26 protein-coding genes are annotated in these 26,673 nt (G+C 57.5%); 6 read left to right on the forward strand and 20 right to left on the reverse strand.

What is annotated here, in order from left to right; genetic code table 11:
- Positions 1-15: 15 nt before the first annotated feature.
- The 6 genes from H6A20_RS05725 to H6A20_RS05750 form a co-directional block, all read right to left on the reverse strand.
- Positions 16-1,347 (reverse strand): phenylacetate--CoA ligase family protein, encoded by a 1,332-nt coding sequence (locus H6A20_RS05725; RefSeq protein ID WP_033126930.1) that lies wholly within the window; start codon positions 1,345-1,347, stop codon positions 16-18.
- Positions 1,348-1,389: 42 nt separating this feature from the next.
- On the reverse strand, positions 1,390-1,809 hold the full coding sequence (locus H6A20_RS05730) for an ACT domain-containing protein (RefSeq protein ID WP_033126929.1): 420 nt from the start codon (positions 1,807-1,809) through the stop codon (positions 1,390-1,392).
- Positions 1,810-1,844: 35 nt separating this feature from the next.
- Positions 1,845-2,423 (reverse strand): indolepyruvate oxidoreductase subunit beta, encoded by a 579-nt coding sequence (locus H6A20_RS05735; protein WP_204906186.1) that lies wholly within the window; start codon positions 2,421-2,423, stop codon positions 1,845-1,847.
- A complete protein-coding gene (iorA, locus tag H6A20_RS05740; protein WP_033126927.1) occupies positions 2,423-4,177 on the reverse strand; it encodes an indolepyruvate ferredoxin oxidoreductase subunit alpha in 1,755 nt (584 codons plus the stop codon). Before iorA ends, H6A20_RS05735 begins: the two co-directional genes overlap by 1 nt.
- 1 nt (position 4,178) lies before the next feature.
- Entirely contained in the window at positions 4,179-5,489 is a 1,311-nt protein-coding gene (locus H6A20_RS05745) for a phenylacetate--CoA ligase family protein (protein ID WP_033126926.1), read from the reverse strand.
- A 103-nt stretch (positions 5,490-5,592) separates the two neighbouring features.
- Positions 5,593-6,084 (reverse strand): pyridoxamine 5'-phosphate oxidase family protein, encoded by a 492-nt coding sequence (locus tag H6A20_RS05750; RefSeq protein WP_243426143.1) that lies wholly within the window; start codon positions 6,082-6,084, stop codon positions 5,593-5,595.
- Positions 6,085-6,291: 207 nt separating this feature from the next.
- Between H6A20_RS05750 and H6A20_RS05755 the strand changes: the two genes are divergently transcribed.
- Entirely contained in the window at positions 6,292-6,966 is a 675-nt protein-coding gene (locus H6A20_RS05755; RefSeq protein ID WP_204906187.1) for a J domain-containing protein, read from the forward strand.
- Positions 6,967-7,044: 78 nt separating this feature from the next.
- On the opposite strand, the gene H6A20_RS05760 is transcribed toward H6A20_RS05755, so the two are convergent.
- On the reverse strand, positions 7,045-7,857 hold the full coding sequence (locus H6A20_RS05760) for a putative ABC transporter permease (RefSeq protein WP_204906188.1): 813 nt from the start codon (positions 7,855-7,857) through the stop codon (positions 7,045-7,047).
- A gap of 119 nt (positions 7,858-7,976) precedes the next feature.
- Between H6A20_RS05760 and H6A20_RS05765 the strand changes: the two genes are divergently transcribed.
- Positions 7,977-8,219: a FeoA family protein gene (locus H6A20_RS05765; protein WP_204906189.1), complete on the forward strand. Its 243-nt coding sequence runs from the start codon at positions 7,977-7,979 to the stop codon at positions 8,217-8,219.
- Positions 8,203-10,245 carry a ferrous iron transport protein B gene (gene feoB / locus H6A20_RS05770; protein ID WP_204906190.1) on the forward strand — a complete coding sequence of 681 codons (2,043 nt, stop codon included), beginning with the start codon at positions 8,203-8,205 and terminating at the stop codon, positions 10,243-10,245. The genes H6A20_RS05765 and feoB overlap by 17 nt, the downstream gene beginning before the upstream one ends.
- Before the next feature lie 8 nt (positions 10,246-10,253).
- On the opposite strand, the gene H6A20_RS05775 is transcribed toward feoB, so the two are convergent.
- The 9 genes from H6A20_RS05775 to H6A20_RS05815 form a co-directional block, all read right to left on the reverse strand.
- Positions 10,254-11,621 carry an aldehyde dehydrogenase gene (locus H6A20_RS05775; RefSeq protein WP_204906191.1) on the reverse strand — a complete coding sequence of 456 codons (1,368 nt, stop codon included), beginning with the start codon at positions 11,619-11,621 and terminating at the stop codon, positions 10,254-10,256.
- Positions 11,622-11,635: 14 nt separating this feature from the next.
- On the reverse strand, positions 11,636-12,838 hold the full coding sequence (locus H6A20_RS05780; RefSeq protein ID WP_204906192.1) for an iron-containing alcohol dehydrogenase: 1,203 nt from the start codon (positions 12,836-12,838) through the stop codon (positions 11,636-11,638).
- Positions 12,839-12,928: 90 nt separating this feature from the next.
- Positions 12,929-13,759, reverse strand: a complete 831-nt coding sequence (locus tag H6A20_RS05785; RefSeq protein ID WP_204906193.1) for a PHP domain-containing protein — start codon at positions 13,757-13,759, stop codon at positions 12,929-12,931.
- Between the two features lie 69 nt (positions 13,760-13,828).
- Entirely contained in the window at positions 13,829-14,005 is a 177-nt protein-coding gene (locus H6A20_RS05790; protein WP_204906194.1) for a hypothetical protein, read from the reverse strand.
- 78 nt (positions 14,006-14,083) lie between these two features.
- The gene (locus H6A20_RS05795; protein ID WP_204906195.1) at positions 14,084-14,914 is read right to left on the reverse strand and encodes an ABC-2 transporter permease; all 831 of its coding nucleotides are present in this window, start codon (positions 14,912-14,914) and stop codon (positions 14,084-14,086) included.
- 735 nt (positions 14,915-15,649) lie between these two features.
- Positions 15,650-16,090 carry a DUF6465 family protein gene (locus tag H6A20_RS05800; protein ID WP_204906196.1) on the reverse strand — a complete coding sequence of 147 codons (441 nt, stop codon included), beginning with the start codon at positions 16,088-16,090 and terminating at the stop codon, positions 15,650-15,652.
- Positions 16,091-16,284: 194 nt separating this feature from the next.
- Positions 16,285-16,965 (reverse strand): TIGR00266 family protein, encoded by a 681-nt coding sequence (locus tag H6A20_RS05805; protein WP_204906197.1) that lies wholly within the window; start codon positions 16,963-16,965, stop codon positions 16,285-16,287.
- Positions 16,966-16,988: 23 nt separating this feature from the next.
- Positions 16,989-18,500 (reverse strand): CoA-transferase, encoded by a 1,512-nt coding sequence (locus tag H6A20_RS05810; RefSeq protein ID WP_204906198.1) that lies wholly within the window; start codon positions 18,498-18,500, stop codon positions 16,989-16,991.
- A 14-nt stretch (positions 18,501-18,514) separates the two neighbouring features.
- A complete protein-coding gene (locus tag H6A20_RS05815) occupies positions 18,515-19,159 on the reverse strand; it encodes a cytidylate kinase-like family protein (protein WP_204906199.1) in 645 nt (214 codons plus the stop codon).
- Between the two features lie 168 nt (positions 19,160-19,327).
- Between H6A20_RS05815 and H6A20_RS05820 the strand changes: the two genes are divergently transcribed.
- Positions 19,328-19,687: a CidA/LrgA family protein gene (locus H6A20_RS05820; RefSeq protein ID WP_204906200.1), complete on the forward strand. Its 360-nt coding sequence runs from the start codon at positions 19,328-19,330 to the stop codon at positions 19,685-19,687.
- Positions 19,687-20,367 carry an LrgB family protein gene (locus tag H6A20_RS05825; protein WP_204906201.1) on the forward strand — a complete coding sequence of 227 codons (681 nt, stop codon included), beginning with the start codon at positions 19,687-19,689 and terminating at the stop codon, positions 20,365-20,367. The genes H6A20_RS05820 and H6A20_RS05825 overlap by 1 nt, the downstream gene beginning before the upstream one ends.
- 164 nt (positions 20,368-20,531) lie before the next feature.
- Here the strand turns inward: H6A20_RS05825 and H6A20_RS05830 are convergent, their stop codons facing one another.
- The 4 genes from H6A20_RS05830 to H6A20_RS05845 form a co-directional block, all read right to left on the reverse strand.
- A complete protein-coding gene (locus H6A20_RS05830; protein ID WP_204906202.1) occupies positions 20,532-22,373 on the reverse strand; it encodes an ABC transporter ATP-binding protein in 1,842 nt (613 codons plus the stop codon).
- A gap of 1 nt (position 22,374) precedes the next feature.
- On the reverse strand, positions 22,375-24,561 hold the full coding sequence (locus H6A20_RS05835) for an ABC transporter ATP-binding protein (RefSeq protein ID WP_204906203.1): 2,187 nt from the start codon (positions 24,559-24,561) through the stop codon (positions 22,375-22,377).
- 30 nt (positions 24,562-24,591) lie between these two features.
- Positions 24,592-25,095, reverse strand: a complete 504-nt coding sequence (locus tag H6A20_RS05840; protein WP_204906204.1) for a MarR family winged helix-turn-helix transcriptional regulator — start codon at positions 25,093-25,095, stop codon at positions 24,592-24,594.
- Between the two features lie 218 nt (positions 25,096-25,313).
- A complete protein-coding gene (locus H6A20_RS05845; protein WP_243426144.1) occupies positions 25,314-25,874 on the reverse strand; it encodes a nucleotidyl transferase family protein in 561 nt (186 codons plus the stop codon).
- A gap of 99 nt (positions 25,875-25,973) precedes the next feature.
- On the opposite strand from H6A20_RS05845, the gene H6A20_RS05850 reads away from it, so the two are divergent.
- On the forward strand, positions 25,974-26,657 hold the full coding sequence (locus tag H6A20_RS05850) for a Crp/Fnr family transcriptional regulator (protein WP_204906205.1): 684 nt from the start codon (positions 25,974-25,976) through the stop codon (positions 26,655-26,657).
- Positions 26,658-26,673 lie beyond the last annotated feature (16 nt).

The following is a 26,673-nucleotide window of genomic DNA, read 5'->3' on the forward strand; positions in this document are numbered from 1 at the left end:
ATATTCCCCTCCTTCTTACATCTGCCTGTTGTCGATGACGCGCTTGGCCTTGCCTTCGCTTCTCTGGATGGTCTTCGGCTCTACCAGCTTCACGCGGACAGATACGCCGAGCGCCTGCTTCAGCACAGCCGCCACCTTGTTCTTCAGCTCGTCCAGCTTGCGGATCTCGTCGGAGAAATATCTCTCGTCCACTTCCACCATGACAGTGAGCACGTCCATATTGTTCTCCCTGTCCACGATCATCAGATAGTGGGGCGCCACGCCTCCGCCCATAGACAGCAGGGCCGTCTCCACCTGGGTCGGGAATACATTCACGCCGCGGATGACCTTCATGTCGTCGGTGCGTCCTGTGAACTTGTGGATCCTCACGAGCGTTCTTCCACACTTGCAGGTGCCGTGGGTCATACTCGTCAGGTCCTTTGTGCGGTAGCGGATCAGGGGCATTCCTTCCTTGGATAGGGTTGTGAACACCAGCTCTCCCGTCTCTCCGTCCGCGCAGGGCTCGTAGGTCGCAGGATTGATCAGCTCCGGATAGAAATGGTCCTCGTATACATGGAGTCCCTCGTGGTGGATGCAGTCCAGGGCAACGCCCGGTCCTGTCACCTCACAGAGGCCGTAAATATCAAAGCAGTTGATATGGAGGATATCTTCAATCTTTCTGCGCATCTCCTCCGTCCAGGGCTCCGCACCGTGGATGCCCGCCTTCAGCTGCATGCGGTCCACAAGCCCTGCCTCCTGAATGGACTCGGCCAGGTAGAGGGCGTAGGACGGGGTGCAGGCGAAGGCTGTGGCTCCGAAATCCTCCATGCACATCATCTGTCTCTGGGTATTCCCCGCAGACATGGGAATGGCCATAGCTCCCAGCTGCATAGCGCCATAGTCGAGCCCCATACCTCCCGTGAAAAGCCCGTACCCGTAACAGATGTGGATGCGGTCCTCGCTGGTAAGGCCGGCCATAGTGAGGGCCCTGGCCACGCACTCACCCCACACCTCCACGTCATACTTTGTGTAGGAGGCCAGTGTCAGCTTGCCTGTCGTGCCGGATGTTCCCTGTACCCGGGCGATCTTCTCCTGGGGCACTGCCAGCAGACCGAAAGGATAGTTGTCTCTCAAGTCCTCCTTTGTGGTGAAGGGCAGCTTTCCAATATCCTCAATCCCCCGGATATCGCCGGGCTCCACGCCTTTTTGCTGCATTTTTCTCCGGTAGAAGGGTACGTTCTCATACACTCTCTTTACCTGCTTAACAAGCTTTTCACTCTGCAGGGCGCTCATTTCGTCCCTGCTCATACACTCGATCTTCGGATCCCTGATCCTCTCCTGCCAATTTTCTAATGATACTCCTGCCATTTTCTTTTACTCCTATTCTTGATACTTTTGGTGCGGCCAGGCCTACAGGTCTGACTCGTCTACCATCTTCACACCTGCATCCTTAAGAATGGAAGCTGCTTTCTCATAATCGTCGGTGCTGAAAACCAGAACCGGAGCGCGTCCTTCGCGGATTACAAATGAATAGATGTAGCGCACGTTTATGCTGTTTTCTGCAAGTACTGCCAACATCTGATTGAGATTGCCCTTTTTGTCCTCCAGCTCTGCGCCGATGACATCATTCACTCTGACGACAAATCCCCTCTCAGTGAGATAACCCTTCGCCTCTGTTGGCTTATCTACTACGAGACGAAGGATCCCAAACTCCGGAGTATCAAAAGACGCGACGGCCCGGATGTTGATGTGTGCTTCTGTGAGCTTGGATGTAACCTCCATCAGGCTGCCCGGCTTATTCTCCACGAAAACTGATAGCTGCTTGATCATGTGACACCTCCTTTTTTCTGGTCCTTAAATCTATATCATCTTGCAGTAAGGTGATATCCTGTGTCAAATGCCTTCCTGTTGATATCTATTGTCTTTGGCGGCACTGTATTTTCAATGACCCTGTACCAGTCCTCCTTGCTGAAATCCATGTGCTGCGCCGCCACGCCCAGCACGATCATGTTGAACACCTTTGGATTGCCCAGCCTCTTGGACTCCTCCGTGGCATTGACCGCGTACACCTTGTGGGTCTTCCCCAGCTCCTCCAGGATGCCCTCCGGATAGCTGGCGCTGCCGATCACGACAGGCATGGGGTCTATCCTCCAGTCATTGACTACAAGGGCCCCGTCCTTTTTGAGGAAATGGGCGTACCGCATGGCCTCCAGTCTCTCGAAGGCGATGATCACGTCCGCCTGCCCTTCCTCCACGATGGGCTCCGCCACCTTGTCTCCGTAGCGCACAAAGGTGACAACGCTTCCGCCCCTCTGGGCCATACCGTGCACCTCGGACAGCTTCACGTCATGGCCCCCGGCGATGGCCAGGCCTCCCAGGACACGGCTGGTGAGCAGGGTTCCCTGGCCGCCCACGCCTACGATCATAATATTTTTTACTGCCATTATCTGTCACCTTCCTTTACCAGTTCGATCGCCCCGAATTTGCACAGCGACTGACACAGTCCGCATCCGGTGCACATCGTATCGTCAATATGGATGGTTCCGTCTTCGTTTCTCGTCATGGCCGGACATCCCGGCTTCATGCACATGCCGCACTTCTTGCATTTGTCCGCATGTACGGTGTAGAGAGGCTTCTTCGCCTTGGACAGGAGCACACAGGGGGTCTTTGTGATGATGACCGACACCTCGTCCCTTGCCACCTCTTCCCTGATGGCCTTCTCCAGAGTGTCAATGTCCAGAGCGTTGATCTCCTGCACGTGCTTCACGCCCAGCGCCCGGCAAAGTCCCGGGATGTCGATGGCGTAGGTGGGGTCGCCCTGGAGCGTCTTGCCCGTGGCCGCGTGGTCCTGATGTCCTGTCATTCCGGTGGTGGAATTGTCCAGGATGATCACCGTTCCCGTGGCCTTGTTGTACATCATGTTCATGAGGGAATTGACACCTGTATGTAAAAATGTGGAGTCGCCGATGACGGCTACCCAGTTTTTAATATAGTCTTTGCCCTTCGCCTTTTCCATTCCGTGGAGAGTGGAAATGCTGGCGCCCATACAGACGGTGGTGTCCACCACGCTCAGCGGCGCTACCGCTCCCAGCGTATAGCATCCGATGTCGCCTGCCCCGTGTATCTTCAGCTTGTTCAGCACATAGTAGACGCTGCGGTGGGGACATCCCGGGCAGAGGATAGGCGGGCGTCCCGGCACCTGGGCCGGCGCATCAAGCTGCAGGTCCTCATGGAGGATGGCTTCTCTGAGCATATTGGCGCTGTACTCGCCCTGCACGGTAAAGATCTCCTTGCCGATGGCTTTAATGCCCCAGGACTTCACCTGCTCCTCGATCACCGGATCCAGCTCCTCCACGATATAGAGCGTTTCCACCTTTGACGCAAAGTCCTCGATCAGCTTTCTCGGCAGAGGATTGACCATGCCAAGTTTCAGCACGGATGCCTCCGGCAGCACTTCTTTTACATACTGGTAGGGAATACCGCTTGTGATGACGCCGATCTTCGTATCGTTCATCTCCACCCTGTTGATGGAAAGTGTGTTGGCTGCCTCAGCCAGCTCCTCCATCCGCCTCTCGATGACCACATGGCGCCCCTTCGCGTTGCCCGGCATCATGACGTTCTTGGCCGGGTCTCTCTCGTAGGGCTTATCCGGCACTTCCTCTCTCTCACACAGCTCTACCAGCCCCTGGGAGTGGGCCAGCCGGGTAGTGGTCCGGTACACGAAGGGCCGGTCAAACTGCTCGCTCAGGTCAAAGGCCAGCTTCATGAACTCCTTTGCCTCCGCGCTGTCGGAGGGCTCCAGCACCGGCAGGTGGGCCGCCCTTGCCACCATCCTTGTATCCTGCTCGTTCTGGGAGCTGTAAAGTCCCGGATCGTCGGCCACCACGATGACAAGGCCCCCGTTCACTCCCATGTAGGAGACGGTGTAGGCCGGGTCTGCCGCCACGTTAAAGCCCACGTGCTTCATACAGGACATAGCTCTCGTCCCCGCTATGGAGGCGCCGATCGCCACCTCTGTGGCCACCTTCTCGTTGGGAGACCACTCGCAGTACAGGTCGTCTCTGTACTGTACAAGATATTCGCTTATCTCCGTGCTCGGCGTACCCGGGTAGGCGGCTGACACCTTCACTCCCGCCTCGTAGGCGCCTCTGGCAATGGCCTCATTGCCGAGCATGATCACTCTCTTTGACTCTGACATTTTACAGTCCATCCTTTCTCAAATCTGTCACTCTCTTTGCCTTTCCCTCAAACCGCTTCAGGGAGTAGGGAGCCACCAGCTTGATCTGGGTGGCAAGGCCCAGCTGGGACTTCAGTCCCTTCCTGATCTTCATCTCCAGCTCGCTGAGCTGCGCGTAGCTGTCAAGCAGCCTGTCGTCCACCAGCTCCACGGTGATGGTCATGACATCCAGCCGGTTCTTTCTCTCCACCAGTATCTCGTAGTGGGGTCCGATCTCCGGTATCTGGAGCAGCACCTCCTCGATCTGGGTCGGGAATACATTCACGCCTCTGATGACCAGCATGTCGTCCGCCCGGCCGGAGATGTTCTCCATGCGCACGGTCGTCCTTCCGCATCTGCAGGGCTCATACATGAGCCTTGTCATATCCCCTGTCCGGTAGCGCACAAGGGGCAGCGCCTCTTTCCCGAGACAGGTGACCACCAGCTCGCCTCTCTCTCCGGGAGGCAGCACTTCCTCTGTCTTTGGGTCGATGATCTCCGGGATAAACCAGTCCTCGTTGACATGCATGCCCACAAGCTCCTCGCACTCTCCGGCCACGCCCGGGCCGCACAGCTCGCTCATGCCGTAGTTCTGGGTGCACAGAAAGCGCTGGCCCCACACCTTGTGCATCTCATCCCGCATGGGCTCCGTCATGCCCTCGCCTCCGAAGAGACCGATGTGCACCTTCAGGTCCTTCTCCGGGTCCAGGCCTCTCGCCCGTATCTCCTCCCCCAGGTGGAGCGCATAGGAGGGGGTGGCCACCAGAAGGGTCACGCCCATATCCTGCAGGAACATGATCTGCTTCTTCGTGTTTCCCGAAGACATGGGAATGACAGACGCGCCGATCTTCTCAAGACCTCCATGGAGTCCCAGGGCCCCTGTGAAGGTCCCGTATCCAAAGGAAATCTGGGCCACGTCATCGGCTGTGGCGCCGCCCATACAGGCGATGCGGGCCACGTTTTCCAGCCACATGTCCAGGTCATTCCTTGTGTATCCCACCACCGTGGGCTTTCCTGTGGTCCCTGAGCTGGCGTGGAACCTGACCAGCTCCTTCTTGTCCACGGCAAAAAGCCCCATGGGGTAGTTGTCTCTGAAATCCGCTTTGTATGTAAAGGGCAGCTTCGTCAGATCCGCCAGTGTCTTTATATCCTCCGGCTTCACCCCTGCCTCGTCCATTTTCCTGCGGTAGGGAGCAACCCTCTCATAAATATAGGGCACCGTCTCCTTCAGCTTCTTCAGCTGGATCGCTTCTATCTCGCCTCTTGGCAGGGTCTCTTCCTTCGACCAGATCATGACATTTCCTCCTTCAATTTTACGCTTCCGCGTCGTGCTTCCCTTAGTATAGCACAATACTTTCGCAAGTTAAAGCATTAATTTGCGAAAAATACAGATTTCCTTAATTTGTCCCGTCGTAATGCTTGCAGGCGTACTCGTCCAGCTCCACCTTCAGGACTTCCACCGCGTTCACCCACTTCTCGTCAAAGTTGTCGAATTCCTTTCCCGTCTGATGGCGCATCACTTCCTTAAGACCATGGAGCTTCTCCTCAAATGTCTTAAGGACCCGGACCTTCCCTGTCCCGATCAGGCTGGCGTAGTAGTAGCTGTGGCTGCAGGGGAGCTCCGCCTCCTTAAGGCCGTGGCGGCAGTCCAGCTCGATGCACACCTCCGGCTCCTCCTTAAGCGTTCCGATCTTGCGCCCCACCTTGGCGCTGTGGAGGTAGAATGTCAGCTTGTCCCCCCGGCTTTCATACCCGAAGTTCATGGGGACGACATACACCTTCCCCTCGCTCACCATGCCCACCCGGCACACCATGCACTCGCCGATCATCTTCGTGATCTCACCTATATCCGTCATTCTCCTCTTTGGTCTTCTCATCTCATATTTCATACTGTATCTCTTCCTTTCTCTCCCGCGCGGCCCGGCAGGTTTCTTTGCATCCCCGGCTCTCCTTTGGAAGGCCCGCGCCTTTATGGTCAGTTTATCACTCTTTGCGCGGAACAACAAGCTGAATTGCCGATTGATTTCCCGGCCCCTCTGAAGTATTATAATAGGTGGGAGTATATAAATCATTCGTATCAGTAAGGGGAGAAGTATATGAAAGATTGTACCTATTATGACCTTCTTGGCGTTTCCATGGATGCAGATGAAAAAGAGATCGCGGACGCCAAGAATTTTTTAGTGAAGAAACTGCATCCCGACGCAAATATAGACAGCCGGTTTGACACTACGTCCTATATCCAGAACGTGCTGACCGCCTACCGGATCCTGAGCAACCCGGACAGCCGGAGAGTCTACGACCGCCGGATCCGCAACCCCGTCCGCAGGGAGACGCAGGCGGAGCGGGCCCGGGAGCGGGAGGCCATGGGCGCCCGGCCTCTCTCGCCGAACTTCGCGCCCTATTGGGAGGCGGCGGACCGGCTCAACGGGCTTGTCAGCGAGAGCGCGCCGCTCCTGAAGCAGAAGAAGTTCAGCCGGCAGGAGCCGGACGCGGAAAAGCTGGCCGCCATCGCCGAGGAGGCGCATCCCCGCATCCTCGTCCTGCAGGACGGGGAGATCCCCCGGCGCTACTGGTTTTCCCACGCCATGAACTGGCTGCTCTTCCAGTGGAGCCAGAACAGGGATCTGCCCTACCCGCTCCTCTACTCCATGTACGACAGCTATCTGGAGCAGCGCAAGTCCGCGCTGGAAAAGAGAAAGATCGCAAATCAGAACACGCTGTTCCTGCACAATCTGGACCGTCTGATCTCCTACCGGCAGCTCAGGTCCTGACAAAAAAAGCGGGCGGCGGATAGCCCCGGAACAGACCGGGGAATCCGCCGCCCGCTTTTTATGATGCCGCACGTTGGATCAGCGCCTGTGCGCCGCCTCCTCCAGCCGTTTTCTCAGCTCGTCCAGCAGGTCCCTGTGATGTCTGGACTGCATCTTCGGGAACGCCCGCACAAGGCGGCGGCTGGCCTGGAGCGTCGCGCCGGTCAGCACCGCATAGCGGCCCCGCAGCTCGTCGTAGCGCTTCCGGAGCTCCTCATAGCGCTCCCGCGGCTCGTCGCCAAGATAATCCAGCCCCTCCATGACGTTCTCGTATATATTGCTTCCCATCCGGTCTGAGATCTCCCGGAGCTCCGCGCCGATCCGCTCCAGCATGTCGAGACGGCGGTTCAGCTTCAGGATGCCGGCGGTGGTGACAGCCACGTCCGCCGCAAGCCCAGCCAGGAACACGCAGGCCAGCGCCAGCCCCGCCGAGACATGCAAAAGCCCCACCGCACTGCCGATCAGGGGATGGACCGCCTTCACGATCACCACGCAGGCCAGCCCCCACACAAGGGAGAAGGGCAGGCACACGTAGCCGCCGATACTCAAGGGGAGGCCGGTGTAGTCCCACCATTTGTGGTGGAAGAGCCGGTCCATGACAAAGCCCGTCAGCCCCTCGATCAGCGTCACCAGCACAAAGGAGGACAGGTACAGAAGGACCGCCCTGTCCCGAAAGGGCGCAAGAAGCACGACGACCGACGTCACCCCCACGCCGTAGATCGGGCACAGGGGGCCGTTCAGGAAGCCCCGGTTGACGAACCGGCGCTCCTTCACTGTGGCGAAGGCCACCTCGGCGCACCAGCCGAGGAAGCTGTATATAAAGAAATAAAGGATCAGTTCATATATCTGCATACGGATCTCCTGCTCTCTTTTCAGAATGTCAGAAAGATTATACTTCACATTGCCACGTCCGTCAAATGATGCTATAATTTTCACCTGGAGATAATTATTCTCAAAAAGGAGACTTACGAATGATACTCAAAGAAGGAAAGAACCTCTGTACTTACCGCGTCTGCGGGATCCATACACAGATGAAACTGGAGCGGCGCCTGGAGGCCCTCGGGCTTACACAGGGCGCTCTCATCACTGTTTTAAATAATGACAAAAAGGGCGCCCTCACGGCCAAGTTCCGCGGGACGCGCTTCGCGCTGGGCCGGCAGATCGCCGACCACATCGATGTGGAGGAGGTGTCGGAAGATGGCAGGGACGATTAATGTCGCCTTCATCGGCAACCCGAACTGCGGCAAGACCACCCTCTTCAACGCCTACACGGGGGCCAACCTGAAAGTCGCCAACTGGCCCGGCGTGACCGTGGAAAAGAAGGAGGGCCACGCCACCTACCAGGGCCAGGATTTCCGCCTCATCGACCTGCCCGGCATCTACAGCCTCACCTCCTACACCATGGAGGAGACCGTGTCGCGGGAATGCATCTTAAGCGATGATGTGGACATCATCGTGGATGTGGTGGACGCCTCCTGCCTGGAGCGGAACCTCTATCTGACGCTTCAGCTCATCGAGCTCGGCAAGCCGGTGGTGCTCGCCCTGAACATGATGGACATTGTGGAGGAGCGGGGCATGGAGATCGACCTGCACCGCCTCCCGGAGATGCTGGGCATCCCGGCCATCCCCGTGTCCGCCCGGAAAAAGACCGGCCTGTCCATCCTGCTGCACGCAGTGGCGCACCACAAGGACCACGCTTCCCAGAGCCCCTTCATCCACCATCACCACAAGGAGCACTCCTCCCACCGGCACGACCACCATCAGGAGTACGCCATGGTGTACCGGGACGATATCGAGGACAAGATCGACCAGGTGATGGAGCAGATCCGCAGCCGCTATCCGGACATCCCCAACAAGCGGTGGCATGCCATCAAGTATCTGGAGGGGGACAAGAACGTCAACGAGAAGTACCCTCTTGATCTGTCCGGCATCCTGGACCGGGATTACGAGAAGGAGATCATCAACGAAAAGTACGACTTTATCGAGGAGATCATTGCGGAGGTGCTTGTCAACAAGTCGAAGAACGCGGCCCGCACGGACCACATCGACCGGTATCTCACCGGGAAATGGCTGGGGCTTCCCATCTTTCTCGCCATCATGGCCCTCGTCTTCTTCCTCACATTCACGGTGGGAGATTTCCTGAAGGGCTACTTTGAGATCGGGCTGGACGCCTTCTCCTCCCTGGTGAGCAGCGGCCTGGCCGGCGTGCACACAAGCCCCATGCTCACTTCGCTGATCGTGGACGGCATCATTTCCGGCGTGGGCGGCATCCTGACCTTCCTGCCGAACATCTTCATCCTCTTCCTGGCGCTTGCCATCCTGGAGGACAGCGGCTACATGTCCCGCGTCGCCTTTGTCATGGACGACATCATGAGCGGCCTGGGACTTTCCGGGCGGGCGTTCATCCCCCTGCTCCTCGGCTTCGGCTGCTCCGTCCCCGCCATCATGGCCTCGCGGGCGCTGGAGCACCGGAAGGACAGGCTGAAGACGATCCTCATCACGCCGTTCATGTCCTGCAGCGCAAGGCTTCCCATCTATGTGCTCTTCTCCTCCATGTTTTTCGGGGAGAACGCCATGCTTGTCTGCTACTCCATGTACCTGCTCGGGATCGTGGTGGCCATCGTGTGCGCCTTCCTCATCTCCCGCTTTGACGGGAGCCGGGCGGAGCACGCCCTCCTCATCGAGCTGCCGGAGTACAAGTCGCCCAACGCGCGGACCATCGCAATCTACGTGTGGGAGAAGATCAAGGATTACCTGACCAAGGCCGGGACCGTCATCTTCATCGCCTCCGTGATCATGTGGGTGCTCCTCAACTTCGGACCCGCCGGCTATGTGACAGACATAAGCGCCAGCTTCGGCGCCTGGATCGGAAAGGCCATCGTGCCCGTCTTCCGGCCTCTGGGCCTTGGCTACTGGCAGATCGTGGTGGCCCTCATCGCCGGCATCGCCGCCAAGGAAGTCGTCGTATCAAGCTGCAGCGTGCTCTTCGGCATCCAGAACATCACCACCTCCCACGGCATGACCGCCATGGCCGGCACGCTGGGCGCCATGGGCTTCGGGGCCGTGAACGCCTACGCGCTGATGGTGTTCTGCCTGCTCTACATTCCCTGCACCGCCACCATCGCGACGATCCGCAGGGAAACAGAAAGCAGGCGTCTCACCGCCTGCTTCGTGTGCTTCCAGTTTCTCGTGGCCTGGGTGGTCAGCTTCGCTGTCTACCACATCGGCCTGCTGCTGTAAGTCTTCTCTTACTGGATCTTCTTCAGAAGATCCAGTTTTTTCTTAAACGGGGCGTATCGGACAGGGATGTCGATGAGCCCCGATTTTTTCATGATGCTCTTCTGGTGCGTGAAGGTGTCGAAGCTGGCCTTGCCATGGTAGCCTCCCATCCCGCTGTCCCCCACGCCGCCAAAAGGCATGTGGGACGTGGCCAGGTGCACGACCGTGTCGTTGATGCATCCCCCGCCGTAGGAGAGATGCTTCAGCACCCACGCCTCACGCTGCCTGTCCCTTGTAAAGAAGTAGAGGGCCAGCGGTCTGGGCCGCGCGCTGATCTGGGCCGCCGCCTCCTTCAGGTCGTAGAACGTCAGGACCGGCAGGACCGGCCCGAAGATCTCTTCGCGCATGACCGGATGCTCCCATGTCACCTGGTCCAGGATGGTGGGCTCGATCTGCAGCGTCTCCTTCCTGCTGCCGCCCCCGCAGACCACATGGGCGTCCCGGATCAGGCCGAGCACCCGCTCAAAATGCTTCTCGTTGATCATCTTCGGGTACTCCTCGTTCCGGCACGGGTCCTTCCCGTACATCTTCCGTATCTGCTTCTCCATCTGCCGGAGCAGCTTCTCCTTCACATTCTTCTGGACGAAGATATAGTCCGGCGCCACGCAGGTCTGCCCGCAGTTGAGGAATTTCCCCCACACGATCCGCTTTGCCGCCAGGGAGATATCCGCCGTCTCATCCACGATGCAGGGGCTTTTCCCGCCCAGCTCCAGGCTCACCGGCGTCAGGTGGGCGGACGCCTTCTCCATCACATACCGCCCCACGTTTACGCTTCCCGTGAAGAAAATGTAGTCGAACTTCTCATTCAGAAGGGCCTCGTTCTCTTTTCTGCCGCCCAGTATGACGCTCACATACTTGTCCGGGAACAGCTCCCCGATCATCCGGGCAATGAGGGCGGAGGTGCGGGCCGAGTAGGCGGAGGGCTTGACCACGGCGCAGTTGCCGGCGCTCAGGGCACCGACAAGAGGCGCGATGGTGAGCTGGAAGGGGTAGTTCCAGGGGGACATGATAAGCGCCACGCCGTATGGCTCCGGGTAGATGAAGGACTTTGACGGGAACTGGGTGACGGGCGTGGGCACCCGCTTCGGCCTGGCCCAGCTCCTGATATGCTTCAGCGTATAGCGGATCTCCTCCTTCACGATGCCGATCTCTGTGGCGTAAGCCTCGAACGGCGACTTGTGGAGGTCCCCCTTCAGGGCGTCCATGATGTCCTCCTCATTGTCCTGGATCCACTTTGCCATCCGCTCCAGCTGACGGACGCGGAACTCCACGCTCTTCGTCTCCCCGGTGCGGAAATACTCCCGCTGCCTCTGCAGCATTGCTTTATATTCTGCCATATTCCTTTTCCCTCCTACGCACGTATCCGGTAATAGATTTCCTTCAGTTGGTCCCTACGCATGATCTTCGGGACCGGGTACAGCGGGTTGGCCTCCCGGGCCGCCCGCTTTGCCAGCATATCGATGTCGTCCTCCCGGATGCCCTCCAGCTTCTCCGGTATGCCCATCCTGCGGTTCATGGCGCGGATCTCTGCGATAAAGGCGTTCGCCTTCTCCTGGTCGCTCTCCAGGTCCTGCCCGATCTTCACAAGATCGGCCAGCTCCGCCAGGGACATGTACACCGCGCTCCCGTAGGCCTCCAGCACATAGGGCAGGATCACCGCGTTGGCAAGGCCGTGGGGGATCCCGTACTCACCGCCCAGGCTGTGGGCGATGGCGTGGACATAGCCAACATAGGCCCTCGTGAACGCCGCGCCGGCCAGGAAGGAGGCCTTCTGCATGTTCTCCCTCGCCTCCATATCCGAGCCGTCCCGGTAGGCCCGCTCCAGGTTCTTAAAGATCAGCCGGACGGCCGCCACGCTGTCCTCGATGGTCTGGGCCGTGTTGCTCTTTCCGATGTACGCCTCCACCGCGTGGGTCAGGGCGTCCATGCCGGTGGCCGCCGTGATATGGGGCGGCAGCCCGCGGGTCAGCACCGGATCGAGTACCGCGTACTTCGGGATCAGCACAAAGTCGTTGAGCGCGTACTTCTCATGGGTCCGCTCGTCTGTCAGCACGGCCGCCAGCGTCGTCTCGCTGCCGGTCCCGGCTGTCGTCGGAACCGCGATGAGAAGCGGGATGGGCTTTAAGATCTTCAGCTCCCCGCGCATGGCGGAGATCTTTTTGTGGGGCCGGGCCACCCTCGCCCCCACGCCCTTGGCGCAGTCCATGGGCGAGCCGCCGCCGAAGGCGATCAGCGCGTGGCAGCCGTGTTCCCTGTAGAGTTCCAGCGCCTCCTCCACGTTGGCGATGGTGGGGTTGGCCGTGGTCTTATCGTAGACCACGCACTCGATCCCGCCCTCCCGGATCCACGCAAGAAGCTGCTCGTGGAGACCCAGGGCGGCTATGCCCGGGTCCGTCACCAGCATGACGTTTTTTATTCCCTTATGCTTCAGCATGTCCGGGAGCTTCCTCAGGCTGTCCCTCCCGGTGATCATCTTCGGCTTGCGCCAGAACGGCACAAGATCCATCGCAAGTTTCATCACCTTCTGAAACAGCCGGCACCACAGTATGTACATCTTTTTTCCTCCTTCTTTGCACAGCACCGGGACAGGCCGCTTCCACAGCCTGTCCCGCATCTTTTTTTCTTCTCTTGTCTTTTTCGCCTGTTATTTCTTCCGGATCCCGTCCAGGTAGGGGATCTCAATGGGGTCAATGGGATTCATGGGATTCTCGATCTTTCCCTTCTGGTTCCGCTTCCTGCGCCGCAGCAGTTCGCCGCCCTTATTGTAAAACCAGAAGGAGTAGGGCAGGATCTTGTTCATCTTGCCCAGCTTCTCCTTTGTCGTCTTGCCGTACAGCGTCCCGCCCGCCTGGATCTCGGCTTTCTCCCGGATCAGCGTGATCAGCTCCGTCTCGCAGGTGACATGCTGGGGCAGGATGGTATACCCCTGTCCCACGCACTCGATCTTGTGGGAATCGCTCCCGCCGATGCCCGGCTTCCTGTACTTCTGCGCCAGTTTCCTGGCACGTGCGTTGGACTCCTCCGACTCGCAGGAGTTGAAAGCTTCGATAAAGTCGAACCGCTTGATCGTCTCCGGGGAACTGAAATACTTCTTCGTGTTTGTAAAACTTAAATATTTCTCCCCGCATGGATGGGCCGGCCCCAGGATACCGCCGTGCCTGTGAACAAAGTCGATCAGCATCTGCACCGACATCCCCTTCAGTTCCAGGAGCCGCATCTTCACGCCTTCCGGCATGATGCACAGGATATGTCCCGCATCGCAGGTATCGTACTCGATCCCTTTGAGAACGACAAAGTCTTCGTGCACCTTCCCCTTCATATTGTACTTCCAGTGCCTGTACCCCTTGTACGTATCATGATCCGTGATGAGCATGCCGTCAAAGCCTTCCTGCTTCAGCTTCGTAATATACTCGTCCAAGCTTACTTTACTGTCCAGAGACCCTTCCTTTACATGACAATGCATATCCAGCTTCATAAGTAAGCCCCCTTTGTGCTTTTATCTGTCGTGTATAGTATAACACAAAGCGGGGAAAAAATAAATCCGTCACCTTTCTTCGGACAGCCCCCTGCTGGGGAAATAGATCAGCGCCAGACCGAGAAGGCACACCGCCATATACACGCTTCCCGGCAGACTTGTCTGCATAAACCCGAAGGAGAGCGACGCACCGGCCGCCAGGACTGCGCCCGCCCCCATGGATATGATCCTGCTTTTTCTGTACATAAAAGAACACCTCCTCTTTCCATGGTCCTACCATAGCAGATAAGGTGTTCTATAAATCCGACTTGTATTCCGTCTCTGTTACTTTTCTTTCCCCGGCTCCTCATCCGGATCTTCATCGTCCAGATACATGATCTCAAGATCTTCGTCGTCCGGATCCTCCCCCGGCTCCCCGCTGTCCGGTTCCTCATCGTCCGGTTCCTCCGGGAGGTCTCCGTCCAGAAGCATCCGGGCTTTCTCCACTTCTGTCTCCACGGACTTCTCCTCCTTTACGGCCTGGGAGAAGCGCTTCTCTTTCCTTCCCACCTCGCGGGATTTCATCATGAACTGCACAATCATTCCAAGAACGGCGAGCGCTGCGCAGGCCCCGTAGACAACAAGGACGTTCACATCCACGCCGGCCAGCTCAAATGCGGCGTGTCCGGCCATCACGCCTCCCCATATGGAGGAGATGACGATCAGAAGCGGGTCCATCAGGATCGCCGTGATGATCGCGAGGACAAGCCCCACGCCCACGCAGATCAGATGGAACGGAAGGGACTGCGGCATCAGGAGCAGTTCCATCGCACCGGTCGTGAGCGCGCCAATAAAGAGGAAGCCGCCCACTCTTCTTATGATCGCGCCGAAGCAGGCAAACAGCACCGCGCCGACGGCCATCGCGCCTAAAAAAGCGCCTCCCTGCAGGGCGAAGATCCAGGAGAAGACTGCGCCCAGGATGATGCCGACAAAGATACCTGTTATAGCCGCAAGGACACGGATCAGCTTCAGTCCGAAGAAGCAGATGACAAGTCCCAGGACAATCCCTGTAACAGTGGGAGCCAGACTGCTGTGAAGCGCCTCTTTCATCATCTCCACGAACTGTGCCGCTCCCCCTTCGGCCACTTGGTTCACCATTGACATGATTTTGTCCATATCTTTCTCCTTTGTTCCTGTATAAATTAGACAGGGGTATTATAGCATCTTTTTTTCGTCCTGTTAAGACATATTTTTACACACAGCAGTAGAGACGGGCATCAATTTGTTGTAAACTAACGCCCGTCCCTACTTAACTGTTTCAATCATTTTTCTTCCTTTCCCTGCACATGTACAGTAAAAAATGATTTTCTTTTGTGTACTGATCTTCTTTACTTTCATCGTATGACTTTTAACTGTCCGCTATAAACTTCCTGATACTCTTGATCTTATTTCTTTTCCGATATCCGGATATCTTCTGAAATACTATCTTTTCTCAGTACTCTGGCTTTCAGCTTTCAGCCTTTTTGGATTTTTTCATTTGGATCAGTACAGATAGTTTAATCTTTTGGCGGTCCGTACCTCCTTTGCTTAAACTATTTACTTTGAAGTCTGAGGTCTGTCTGTCTATTTTATCTGAACGGGATTTCTTATTATCCAACTGTAACAAGTTCATCTCTCTGTTCATTTTATAAACAGATGGCTTTCGTCCTTCAAAGATTTTTATTTGTGAGTTTATATTACCACTCTGGCCCTGATTTGTCAATATATTTTATTATAAATTTTTATTTATCTATTAATTTTCTTTTTGTTTTAAAATATTCCGTAAATTAATACAGAGGCGGACTTTGTCTCGCCGCCAGTACAAAAAAAGGTGCGCATCCGCGCACCTTTTCGCATATGTTCTGTTTCGAATTAGTAAGCGACAGAGCCTGTGTCTGTTCCGTTTACCACATAGTAAACAGCGCCCTCTTCCGGCTTGATGTACAGGTCGATGGACTTGATATCCGCAACCTTCTTGCCGGCAGCCTTCGTCCAGGCCTTCTTGACAGAGGCGATCATATCCTTCTCCTCTACCTCTTTGCCCATGTACTGTACGAACGCTTTTACCTTGATCTCCTTCTTGGCGGCTGTCCTCTTCGCAGGAGCCTTCTTTGCAGCCGTCTTCTTCTCAGCCGTCTTCTTCTCAGATGTCTTTGTCTCTGCTTTCTTTGTCTCAGCAGCCTTTGCAGCAGTCTCCTGCTTCTTTACAGTCTCTTTTGTATCTGCTTTTGCGGCAGCGGCAACCGGCGTTGTCTTAACCTCTTTTGCAACTGTCTTTGCGCTTGCTACTGTCTTTGCACTTTTTGCAGCCATCTCATTTCCTCCTGAATACTCTCTTACAATATATTTTTTCTCTTTATGCCGTTCCTCGCTAAGTCGTCAATATTATAACACACTCTTTGGAAATTGCAATGGCTCTCAGACACTGCTGTGAAAACTGCTCAATATTCAGACAAAACCCGGTTTGCACTTAGTATTTCTGCCCATAAAAATCCTGCGTTTTTCCGCTAATTCGAGGTCGGGATATATTTCCGGATCACGCCTGCCACATTGCTGATGGGCATCGTCTGCAGCCAGATCCTGCCCGGACCGCTGACGACGGTGTTGAAGAATCCCTCGCCGCCGAAGAGCATGTTCTTCACGCCCGGCACGCTCTTGATCTCCATCTGGCAACTGGCAGTCATGCCGGCCAGATGCCCGGTGTCCACCACGATCTGCTGCCCGGCCTGCAGTTCGTACTCGACCACATGGCCGTCAAACTCCGCGAACACGATGCCGTTCCCGCTGAACTTCTGCATGATGAAGCCCTCGCCGCCAAACAGGCCCGCGCCGAGCTTCTTGTTAAAGAAGACCGAGACGTCCACGCCCGCCTCCCCGGCCAGGAAGGCGCTCTTCTGGAAGATCATCTCGTTGCCAGGGGTGATCTCAAACGCACGGATGGATCCCGGAAAGCTGGACGCAAAGGCGATCATGCCCGGCCCGCCCATGGCGGTGTAGTTGTTCTGGAACATGGCCTCCCCGCTGAACATCCGGCCGAACGCTTTGCCCACGCCGCCGTTGCTGGAAGTCTCCATCTTCATGTTGGGCGACATCCAGGCCATGCCGCCTCCCTCTGTGATCATCTTCTCCCCGCCCTCCAGTTCGCAGATCACGACCGGAAGGGTGTCTCCGTAAATCTGATACTTCATTTCCTGTTCCTCCTCATACTTTTTTATAGTTCTATCTCAAAGGGCAGACGGTCCAGAATATCCCGCTGCACATCCACGCCCGGGTACACCTCGATCAGCTTCAGCCCCTTGGGCGTCAGCCGGAATACGCACCGCTCCGTCACATACAGCACTTTCTGGCCGTTGGCGATAGCCCGGCCCGCCGAGAAGCTGACACTTGTCACCCGCTCCACGAACTTGGGGATCTCCCCCTCCCGCTCGATGGTGACTGTTCCCTTCTTCTGGGATACCTCCAGCCCCTTCGTGTCAAAGGTGAGGCAGAAGACAACGGTGGGCGTCTTCGCCGTGATGTTGGCGAACCCGCCGATGCCCGCAAAGGCTCCGGGCCCCCGGTGGGCGTTGACGTTCCCCTTTCCGTCCACCTCCAGGGCCCCCATGAAGCAGATGTCCAGGCCCCCGTTGTCATAGAGGTCAAACTGGTTGGCCATATCGTATACGGAGGCGGCGCCTATCATGGCTCCGAAGGCCTCCCCCGACACCGGGAAGCCGCCGATGCCGCCGGACTCCACCGTGAGGGTCACCAGATCCAGCATGCCGTTTTTGCGGGCGTGCCGGGAGACCATCTCCGGCAGACCGATGCCGATGTTGACGATGTCGTCCACCCGGAGCTCCTTCGCCGCCCGCCTGCCGATGATGTTGGCCGCCGCACTGTTCTTCCTCTGCCCGGCGGAGGCGGTGTCGATCTTCTCGCTCCAGGCGCTCCACTCCTCGTAGGGGATCTCGAAACTGCCGGTGAGGGCCGTGTAGGCCTCGTTGCGCTCCTCCGGCTCCGCCACGACGATGGCGTCCACCAGGCAGCCGGGTATGATGGCGTTCCTCGGGCGGGACGGCGTGCCCACCAGCCTGTCCACCTGCACGATCACCCTGCCGTGGTTCGCCTTGACCGCCTGACAGATGGAGAGCGCGTCGCCGGACATGAACATGTCGTCAAAAGAAATATTTCCCTTGCGGTCCGCGGCCGTCCCCTTGATCAGGGCCACCGTGATCTTCGGCAGTTTGTAGTAGAGGAATTCCTCCCCGTCCACTTCCACGTATTTCACGAGGGAGTCGTCGATGGAGAGCCGGTTGATCCCCGGCCCTTCCTTTCTCGGGTCCACAAAGATGTCGAGGCCCACCTTGGACAGGGCCCCCGGAAGTCCCCCGGCCTGGGCACGGATGGCGTGGGAGATGCAGCCCAGTGGGAGGTTGTAGGCCTCAAAGCGGTCCTCCAGCACCAGCTTCTTCGTGCTCGGCATGGCCCCGAAGTGGCCGCAGATCAGCCGGTCCACCGCCCCGTCGCGTATGTACCCCTCCGCGCTGCGGTTCTCATCCCAGACGCCGAAACCGGCGCTGGAGATGACCGTCAGGTGGCTGGGGGACTGCATCCTCTGGTACCGGCGCTGCAGCGCCTCGTGCAGCTCCACCGGGTTCTCGATCCCCACAAATGAATTGACGCAGATGCAGTCTCCGTCGCGGATCAGGCGGATCGCCTCGTCAGAACTCATGATCTCATACATAGTTGCCGGTCTCCTTACTTCTCCTTCTTTGCCAGTTTCGCTTCCCTGGCGCGGTACATGGCCTCCAGTGCGTCCACGATCCCGTCCACGCCCATCAGGCTGGCGTTGAAGAGGATCTGATGGGATTCAATGCTGCCCCACTCTCTTCCCGTGTGGGTCTCGTAGTACAGTTTTCTCTCCCGGTCCGTCCGCCGGATCTTGTCCCAGGCCTCTTTTTCGCTGAGCTTGTAGATCCTGGAGATGCGCCGGATCCGGTCGTCTTTGAAGGCGTGCACGAACACATGGATGCAGTTGCTGTAATCCCCGAGGATATAGTCGGCGCACCTGCCGACGATCACGCAGGAGCTGCGCTGAGCCAGCTTCTTCACCAGTTCTGTCTGCGCCCGGTACATCTGGTCGCTCAGGGGCTCCGCGGCGTCCCGGCTCATGAACGCGGTGTAATCGCCAAGGCTCATCACGTAAGCGGACAGGAAGCGCCCCAGCACCGTCTCGTTGATATTCTCCGCAGCCTCGTTTGTAATGCCGATCTCCTGGGCTGCCATATGGATCAGATTCTTGTCGTAGAGAGGAATGTCAAGACGTTCCGCCAGCTTGTTGCCGATCTCGTGGCCTCCGCTTCCGAACTGACGCCCGATGGTTATGATTGTATGCTCTGTCATATGGATCCGCTCCTTTCCCTATCCCCTCCGAAGAGGGAGTTTTTCTTCTGCCTTTATTATACTTCACCCCGCATGGATAAGCAAAAGATTTCGCAAATCTTCCTTGCGCGGAGCATGATTTCCAACTTATAATGGAGGAAGCCTATACGAAAGAAAGGATCTTGTTCTATGAAAATCATCAAACAGGTGGGGATCATCTTCCTGCTGTGCTGGGTCAGCCTGGTCATTGAAGCGCTCCTGCCCTTCTCTTTCCCGGCCAGCGTCATCGGGATGATCCTCCTTTTTCTCTGCCTGCTCACCGGCGTGCTGAAGATCGGCCACATCCAGGAGAAATCCGATTTCCTGCTCTCCAACATGGCCTTCTTCTTCGTGCCGGCCGGTGTCAGCATCATGAATTACCTGGATCTGCTGGCGGACAGCGTTGTGCCGCTCCTCCTGATCTGCGTGGTCTCCACGGTCATCACCTTTGCCGTCACCGCCTGGAGCGTGCGGCTGACCGCGGCGGCAATGAGGAGGTGGAAAAGATAGTGAGCGATGTATTTTCTTCCCCGTTTTTCGGCATTTCCCTGAGCATACTGGCCTTCTGGGCCGGGGAGAAGGTGCAGAAGAGATTCCGTCTGACGGTGCTCAACCCCCTGCTGATCGCCATCGTGCTCGTCACAGGGATCCTGCTCCTCTTCGACATCCCCTATGAGGCGTACAATGAGGGCGGACAGATCATCAATATGTTCCTGGCGCCTGCCACCGCCTGCCTGGCCGTGTCCATCTACACGAGGATCCGGCTTCTTAAGGAGAACTGGCTCCCCATCCTGGTGGGCTGCACCTGCGGCTCCCTCGCCTCCATGGGCAGCATCTTTTTCATGTGCCGCCTCTTCGGGCTGGATGAGAAAGTGAGCCTCTCCCTCCTCTCCAAGTCGGTGACAACGCCCATCGCGGTGAGCATTACAGAGCGGCTGGACGGCGTGGTGCCCGTCACGGTGGTGGCGGTGATCATCACCGGAACCCTGGGCAGCATCCTGGCTCCGGCCTTCATCCGCCTCTTCCGGGTGAGGGATCCGCTGGAAGCCGGCCTGGCCATCGGCGCCTGCAGCCACGCTGTCGGGACCTCCAAAGCCATTGAGATTGGCGAGACAGAGGGGGCCATGAGCGGCCTGGCCATCGGGATCTGCGGCATCGTGACCGTCCTGTTCTCCCTTTTTATCTCGTAGCGTGCACGATCAAAAAGCAGCGCGGCCCAAAAGAGAGGGCTGCGCTGCTTTTTTCAGAAATGACATCTGCAGATGCAGGCAGAGATGGTGTCGACATATACGATATTAACATAAGGATTTATGTTTTTCAATCCCGCTTCGCAAAATGCGACATAATGTGCTGATTAGGCACTTTTCTCAAACTGGGAGTTGTAAAGCTCCGCATAGAAGCCGTTCCGGGCCAGGAGTTCTTCGTGCCGGCCCTGCTCGATGATATCCCCGTCTTTCATGACAAGGATCAGATCCGCGTCCCGGATCGTGGACAGGCGGTGCGCGATGATAAAGCTGGTCCGCCCCCGCATCAGGTTGTCCATGGCCTTCTGGATGCGGACCTCCGTCCGGGTGTCCACCGAACTTGTGGCCTCGTCCAGTATGAGGATCTTCGGATCCGCCAGGATTGCCCTGGCGATGGTCAGGAGCTGCTTCTGGCCCTGGGACACATTGCTGGCCTCCTCGTTGAGCACCATATCGTAGCCGCCGGGCAGCGTCTGCACAAACCGGTGCACATAGGCGGCCTTCGCCGCTTCCACCACCTCCTCGTGGGTGGCGTCCAGCCTGCCGTAGCGGATGTTTTCCTCGATGGTGCCGTTAAAGAGCCAGGTGTCCTGCAGCACCATGCCGAACAGCCCGCGCAGGTCGTGGCGGTCGAACTCCCGCAGGTCGTGGCCGCCGACGCGGATGGAGCCGCTGTTCACGTCATAGAAACGCATGAGCAGTTTGACCATGGTCGTCTTGCCGGCGCCGGTGGGGCCGACAATGGCGATCTTCTGGCCTGGCTCCACCTGCGCGCAGAAGTCGTGGATGATGATGTGGTCCGGGTTGTAGCCGAAGTGCACATGGTCGAATTCCACCCGGCTCTCCAGGCCGTCTGTGGACGCCGGACAGTCGGCTGTCTTCTCCTCCTCTTCCTCCTCCAGGAAGGCAAAGACCCTCTCGGAGGCCGCTGCCGTGGACTGGAGCATGTTTGCCACCTGGGCCACCTGCTGGATCGGCTGGGTGAACTGGCGCACATACTGGATAAAGGACTGGATGTCGCCCACCTCGATGGCGTTCTTTATGACAAGCCAGCCGCCCAGGATGGAGACCGCCACATAGCCGAGGTTTCCCACAAACTGCATGATGGGCATCATCATGCCGGAGAAGAACTGGGACTTCCAGGCGGACTGGTACAGGATCTGATTCGTCCCGTCAAAGGTCCGGATGATGTCCTCCTCTTTGTTGAAGGCCCGGACAATGTTGTGGCCGCCGTACACTTCCTCCACCTGGCCGTTTATATGGCCCAGATATTCCTGCTGGCTCTTGAAGTACCGCTGGGAATGCCTGACGATCACAGAGATCAGCCCCATGGACAGAGGCAGGATCAGAAGCGCGATGACCGTCATCAGGGGACTGATGCTGAGCATCATCACAAGCACGCCCAGGATGGTCGTCACGGAGGTGATCACCTGGGTGGCGCTCTGGTTCAGGCTCTGCCCCAGCGTGTCCACGTCGTTGGTGATGCGGGAGAGGATCTCGCCGTGAGTCATGCGGTCAAAATACTGCATGGGCAGGCGGTCGATCTTCTCTGAGATCTCCCTGCGCAGCCGGTAGGTCATCTTCTGGGAGATGCCGGTCATGATGTAGCCCTGCACGAAGGAGAGGGCCGCGCTTACCAGATAGAGGGCCAGCACGCAAAGGAGGATCCTGCCCACCTTGCCAAAGTCAATGCCGTCCCCGCCGGAGACGCGGCTCACCAGGCCGTTGAAGATCTCCGTGGTGGCGTTTCCCAGGATCTTGGGGCCGATGATGTTGAAGGCCGTTCCTCCCACTGCAAAGAGCATGACAAAGAGGATGGCGATCCTGTACCTCCCCAGGTATGCCAGGAGTTTTTTCATGGTCCCTCTGAAATCTTTCGCCTTCTCGCCGGGCATCATGTGCCGGCCGCCGCCCATGTGGCCGCGGCCTCTCATCTGTCTTTTTTCCGCCATGTTAAACCGCCTCCTTCATGTCGCGCGCCAGCTCCTCTTCGGAGAGCTGGGATGCCGCGATCTGGTAGTATGCCTCACACTGTTTCAGGAGTTCCCTGTGGGTGCCCATGCCGGCGATCCTGCCGTCGTCCAGGACAAGGATCTGGTCCGCGTGGAGGATCGTGCTGATCCGCTGGGCCACGATGATGACCGCCGCATCCTTTGTCTTCCTGGCAAGCGCGCTGCGCACGGCCGCGTCTGTCTTGTAGTCCAGCGCGGAAAAGCTGTCGTCGAAGATGAATACCTTCGGGCGTTTTGCGATGGCCCTGGCGATGGACAGCCTCTGCTTCTGCCCGCCGGAGACGTTGGCGCCGCCCTGGGAGATGGGGCTTTCATATTTCTTTTTCTTATGTTCTATAAATTCTGTGGCCTGGGCGATCTGCGCCGCCTCCTCCATCTCCTCCTTCGATGCTCCCGGGTTGCCGTACAGAATGTTGGAGGCAATGTCGCCGGAGAAGAGGATCCCCTTCTGGGGCACATAGCCAAGCTGCGCCCGCAGGTCGTGCTGGGTGAGGCTGCGGATGTCGCGGCCGTCCAGGGTGATGGCGCCCTCCGTCACGTCGTAGAATCTGGGGATCAGGTTTACAAGCGTGGATTTGCCGCTGCCCGTGCTGCCGATGATGGCTGTCGTCTGCCCCGGCTTCGCCGTGAAGCTCAGGTCGTGGAGCACATCTTCTTCTGCGCCCGGGTAGCGGAATGACACATGGTCAAAGCAGATCTCGCCGCGGCAGTCCTGCAGCTTTTCCGGCTTTTCCGGATCGCGGATGGACGCCTCACAGCGCAGGATCTCATCCACACGCTCCGCGGAGACAGCGGCCCGGGGCAGCATGACAGAGATCATGCAGATCATGAGGAAGGACATGATGATCTGCATCGTATACTGGATGAACGCCATCATGTCGCCCACCTGCATGGCGCCCTCGTTCACGCTGTGGGCGCCGGTCCACACGATGAGCACGGAGATGCCGTTCATGACAAGCATCATGACAGGCATCATGAAGGTCATGGCCCGGTTTACAAACAGGTTCAGCCGGGTCAGATCCCGGTTTGCCGCATCAAACCGCTCCTCCTCGTATGTTTCCGTCCCGAAGGCCCGGATGACCTGGATCCCTGTCAGGATCTCCCTGGACACCAGGTTTAAGCGGTCCACCATTTTCTGCACGACCTTGAATTTCGGCATGACAACCAGGAAGAGGACGATGACGACCATAAAGATCAGCGCCACGCCCAGGGCGATGATCCAGGTCATGTCCACATTTGTGTTCAGCACCTTCCAGACGCCTCCCACGGCCATGATGGGCGCGTACAGCACCATCCGCAGGATCATGACGGTCAGCATCTGGATCTGCTGGATATCGTTGGTGCTCCGGGTGATCAGGGAGGCGGTGGAGAACCGGTCGAACTCCCCGCTGGAAAAGCCGACGACTTTGCGGAATACGTTCCCCCTTGCCTCTCTTCCCACGCTGGCCGCCACCCGCGAGGCGATCAGGCCGACCGTGATGCTTGCAAGCATGCCAAGGGCGGCCAGGGCCAGCATTTTCCCGCCGGTCAGAAGGATGTAGTTTGTCTGGATGGCGTCCATGTCCATGCCGAGTTTCTCATAGACGGAACGGATATACTGGACGGCCGCCTGGTCCGTCATGGTGTCTGGTATATCCTTCATGCCCTCCTCCATTTGGGCGAGCACCTGGTCCCTGGATGCATCGTCCAGCACCTTGAATGTCTCCGGGTCCGGTACGCCGGCTTCCGCCTGGCCGGAAGCGCCGTTTTCAAATGTATAGGCCAGCAGCATCGGCTGTCCCAACACGCCGGCCAGTTCCTCCAGCTCCTCTTCGCTGTCTTTTACCTCTTCCTTCAGTTCCAGAACGGTGCCGCCGTATGCGGGACCGCTATCTTTTGCCTCCTTGTAGGCGTCTCTTACGGCGTCCTTCTCACCAGAGGGCACGAAGAGGAGGAGGCGCTCCAGCTCGTCCTCCCCGATCTTTTCCGGCACGGCCTCGTCAATGCCGCCCTGCTGGATGCCCACATTGACGATGTCCGACGTGTAGGACGGCAGGGACAGGTCGCAGAAGGCCTGTACGATCAGCACGCACAGGACCGCGAACACGGCGGCTGCGTGCGGTTTCAGAAATTTCAGTAATTTACCCATAGATTTTTGTCACTCCTTCTTTGCTGCGGGTCAGAATTCATTTTTCTGGTGCATGCGGCGGAAGATCCCGGACAGATCCGCCTCTTCCATATCCCCCGAATGCAGGATGTTGTCTTCGATCTGCAGGAGGAACCGGCGCAGAAGGAGCTTTTCCTCCTCGCAGAAGCCGTCCAGCATGCGCTCCTGCGTCCTATATAGGAGCTGCCTCATATCCCCGATCCGGGCCCGCCCCGCATCGGTCAGATCGATGCGTATCTTTCTCTGGTCATCCGCATCCGGCGTTCTTCCGATCAGGCCCTTCTCCTCCATCTTGCGCAGCGCCACCGTCATGGACGGCGGCGAAATGCCCGCGATCCGCGCCAGCTGGCGCTGGCTCAGGTTCCCGTAGCGCTCCAGAATGAACAGGACGCCCACCTGCCCCGGGTTCATATCATACTGTTCCAGAAGGGAGAACATCTGGTATTTCAGCAGATGCCCGCTGCGCATCAGAAGCATCTGGATCGGCATATTTTTCCCGTTTAGTCTGTCACTCAAAATCCGGCACCTCACTTTTCGTTAGTTAACTAACGGATATTTTAGTAACAGATACCAATCCCGTCAATAGTATATGGTCATTATTCACACTTTTTTCACGTTCTTTACAATTATTTATTCATTTGGCTAACGGAAAAACGCAATTGCGGACGTAACACTTTTTAAAAGTGTTACGTCCGCAATGACGGTAATGACGGTAATGACGGCAATGACGGCAGCTATGAACTTTTTATCCGCTTGTCGATCCCGTGCTCCCGGATGTACTGGTACACGCACCGGGGAACCAGGTGTTCCCACTCCTCGCCGGTGGCGATGCAACTGCGGATCCAGGTGCCGGTGACGCCGCACTCTTCGCCGGTGCGCCGCCACAGTACCTCTGTCTCAAGCCCGAGTCCCTTCAGGATCTTCAGTTTCTCCTCATCCCAGCCGTCGCAGATCCCCAGGTAGTACACGGCATCTGCCGGCGTATACTGGGTGATGTACTCGGGACGGTGGATCGGAAATGGCACGATCTCGTAGTCGGACCTTGGAACGCCGAACTCCTCCATACTCGCCTTGATCATCTCGAAGCGCTCCAGGTACGTGAGCGGGTTCGCCTCCGGCGTGGAACGGATCTCGTCGTTGACGGATTCCCGCACGCAGGACGGATCCGGGTTCGTGATGCCGATGTACAGCTTCCGGCAGCGCATCTTCGCCGCCAGGACATACTCGATATGCTTCAGGTGCGGGATCTGGAACCTCGCGTTCACCACACCTGTCTCTGTCATCTGTATTCCCATGTCTTCTGCCTTCTTCCTTCTTGTACTTTCTGTTCTTTTAAGATACACTATAAATTACATTTACACAATATTCACGACAAACAATGGAGGCACATGATCATGCTGAACGAAACGGAACGCGCATTCCTTGTAACTTCTCTTCCTTTTTTCCAGAAGCTTTCTCCTTCTGAAAAAAAAGTGCTGCTCCAGCACGCCGGAAGCACGGCATACCGGAAAGGAGAGTCCATCCACAGCGCGGACTACAAATGCCTGGGGCTGCTTCTTGTAAAAAGCGGTTCCCTCCGGGTCTACATGATGTCCGAGGACGGCAGGGAGATCACCCTGTACCGCATCTACCCGGGCGAACTGTGCATCCTTTCCGCCTCCTGCGTCCTGTCGGCCATCACCTTTGACGTGTACATCGACGCGGTGGACGACTGTGAACTGATCCAGATCAGCTCCTCTGCCATCTCCCTTCTGATGCACGACAACATCTATGTGGAGGCCTTTGCCAACAAGGCTGCCGCGGAGCGTTTTTCGGACGTCATGTGGGCCATGCAGCAGATCCTCTTTATGAGCTTTGACCGGCGGCTCGCCATCTTTCTCCTGGACGAGTCCGCTTCCCTTGGCACAGACGAGCTGAAGCTGACCCATGAGCAGATCGCCAGGCTCATGGGCAGCGCCAGGGAGGTCGTGACGCGCATGCTGAAATATTTCTCTCAGGAAGGGTATGTGGAACTCTCCCGCGGCGCGGTCCGCCTGACGGACAAGGCCGCCCTTCGCAGGCTGGCCTCTCAGGCGTAGCGCACAAAGAACCGGT

Source organism: Mordavella massiliensis (assembly GCF_016901695.1).
Taxonomy (GTDB): domain Bacteria; phylum Bacillota; class Clostridia; order Lachnospirales; family Lachnospiraceae; genus Claveliimonas; species Claveliimonas massiliensis_A.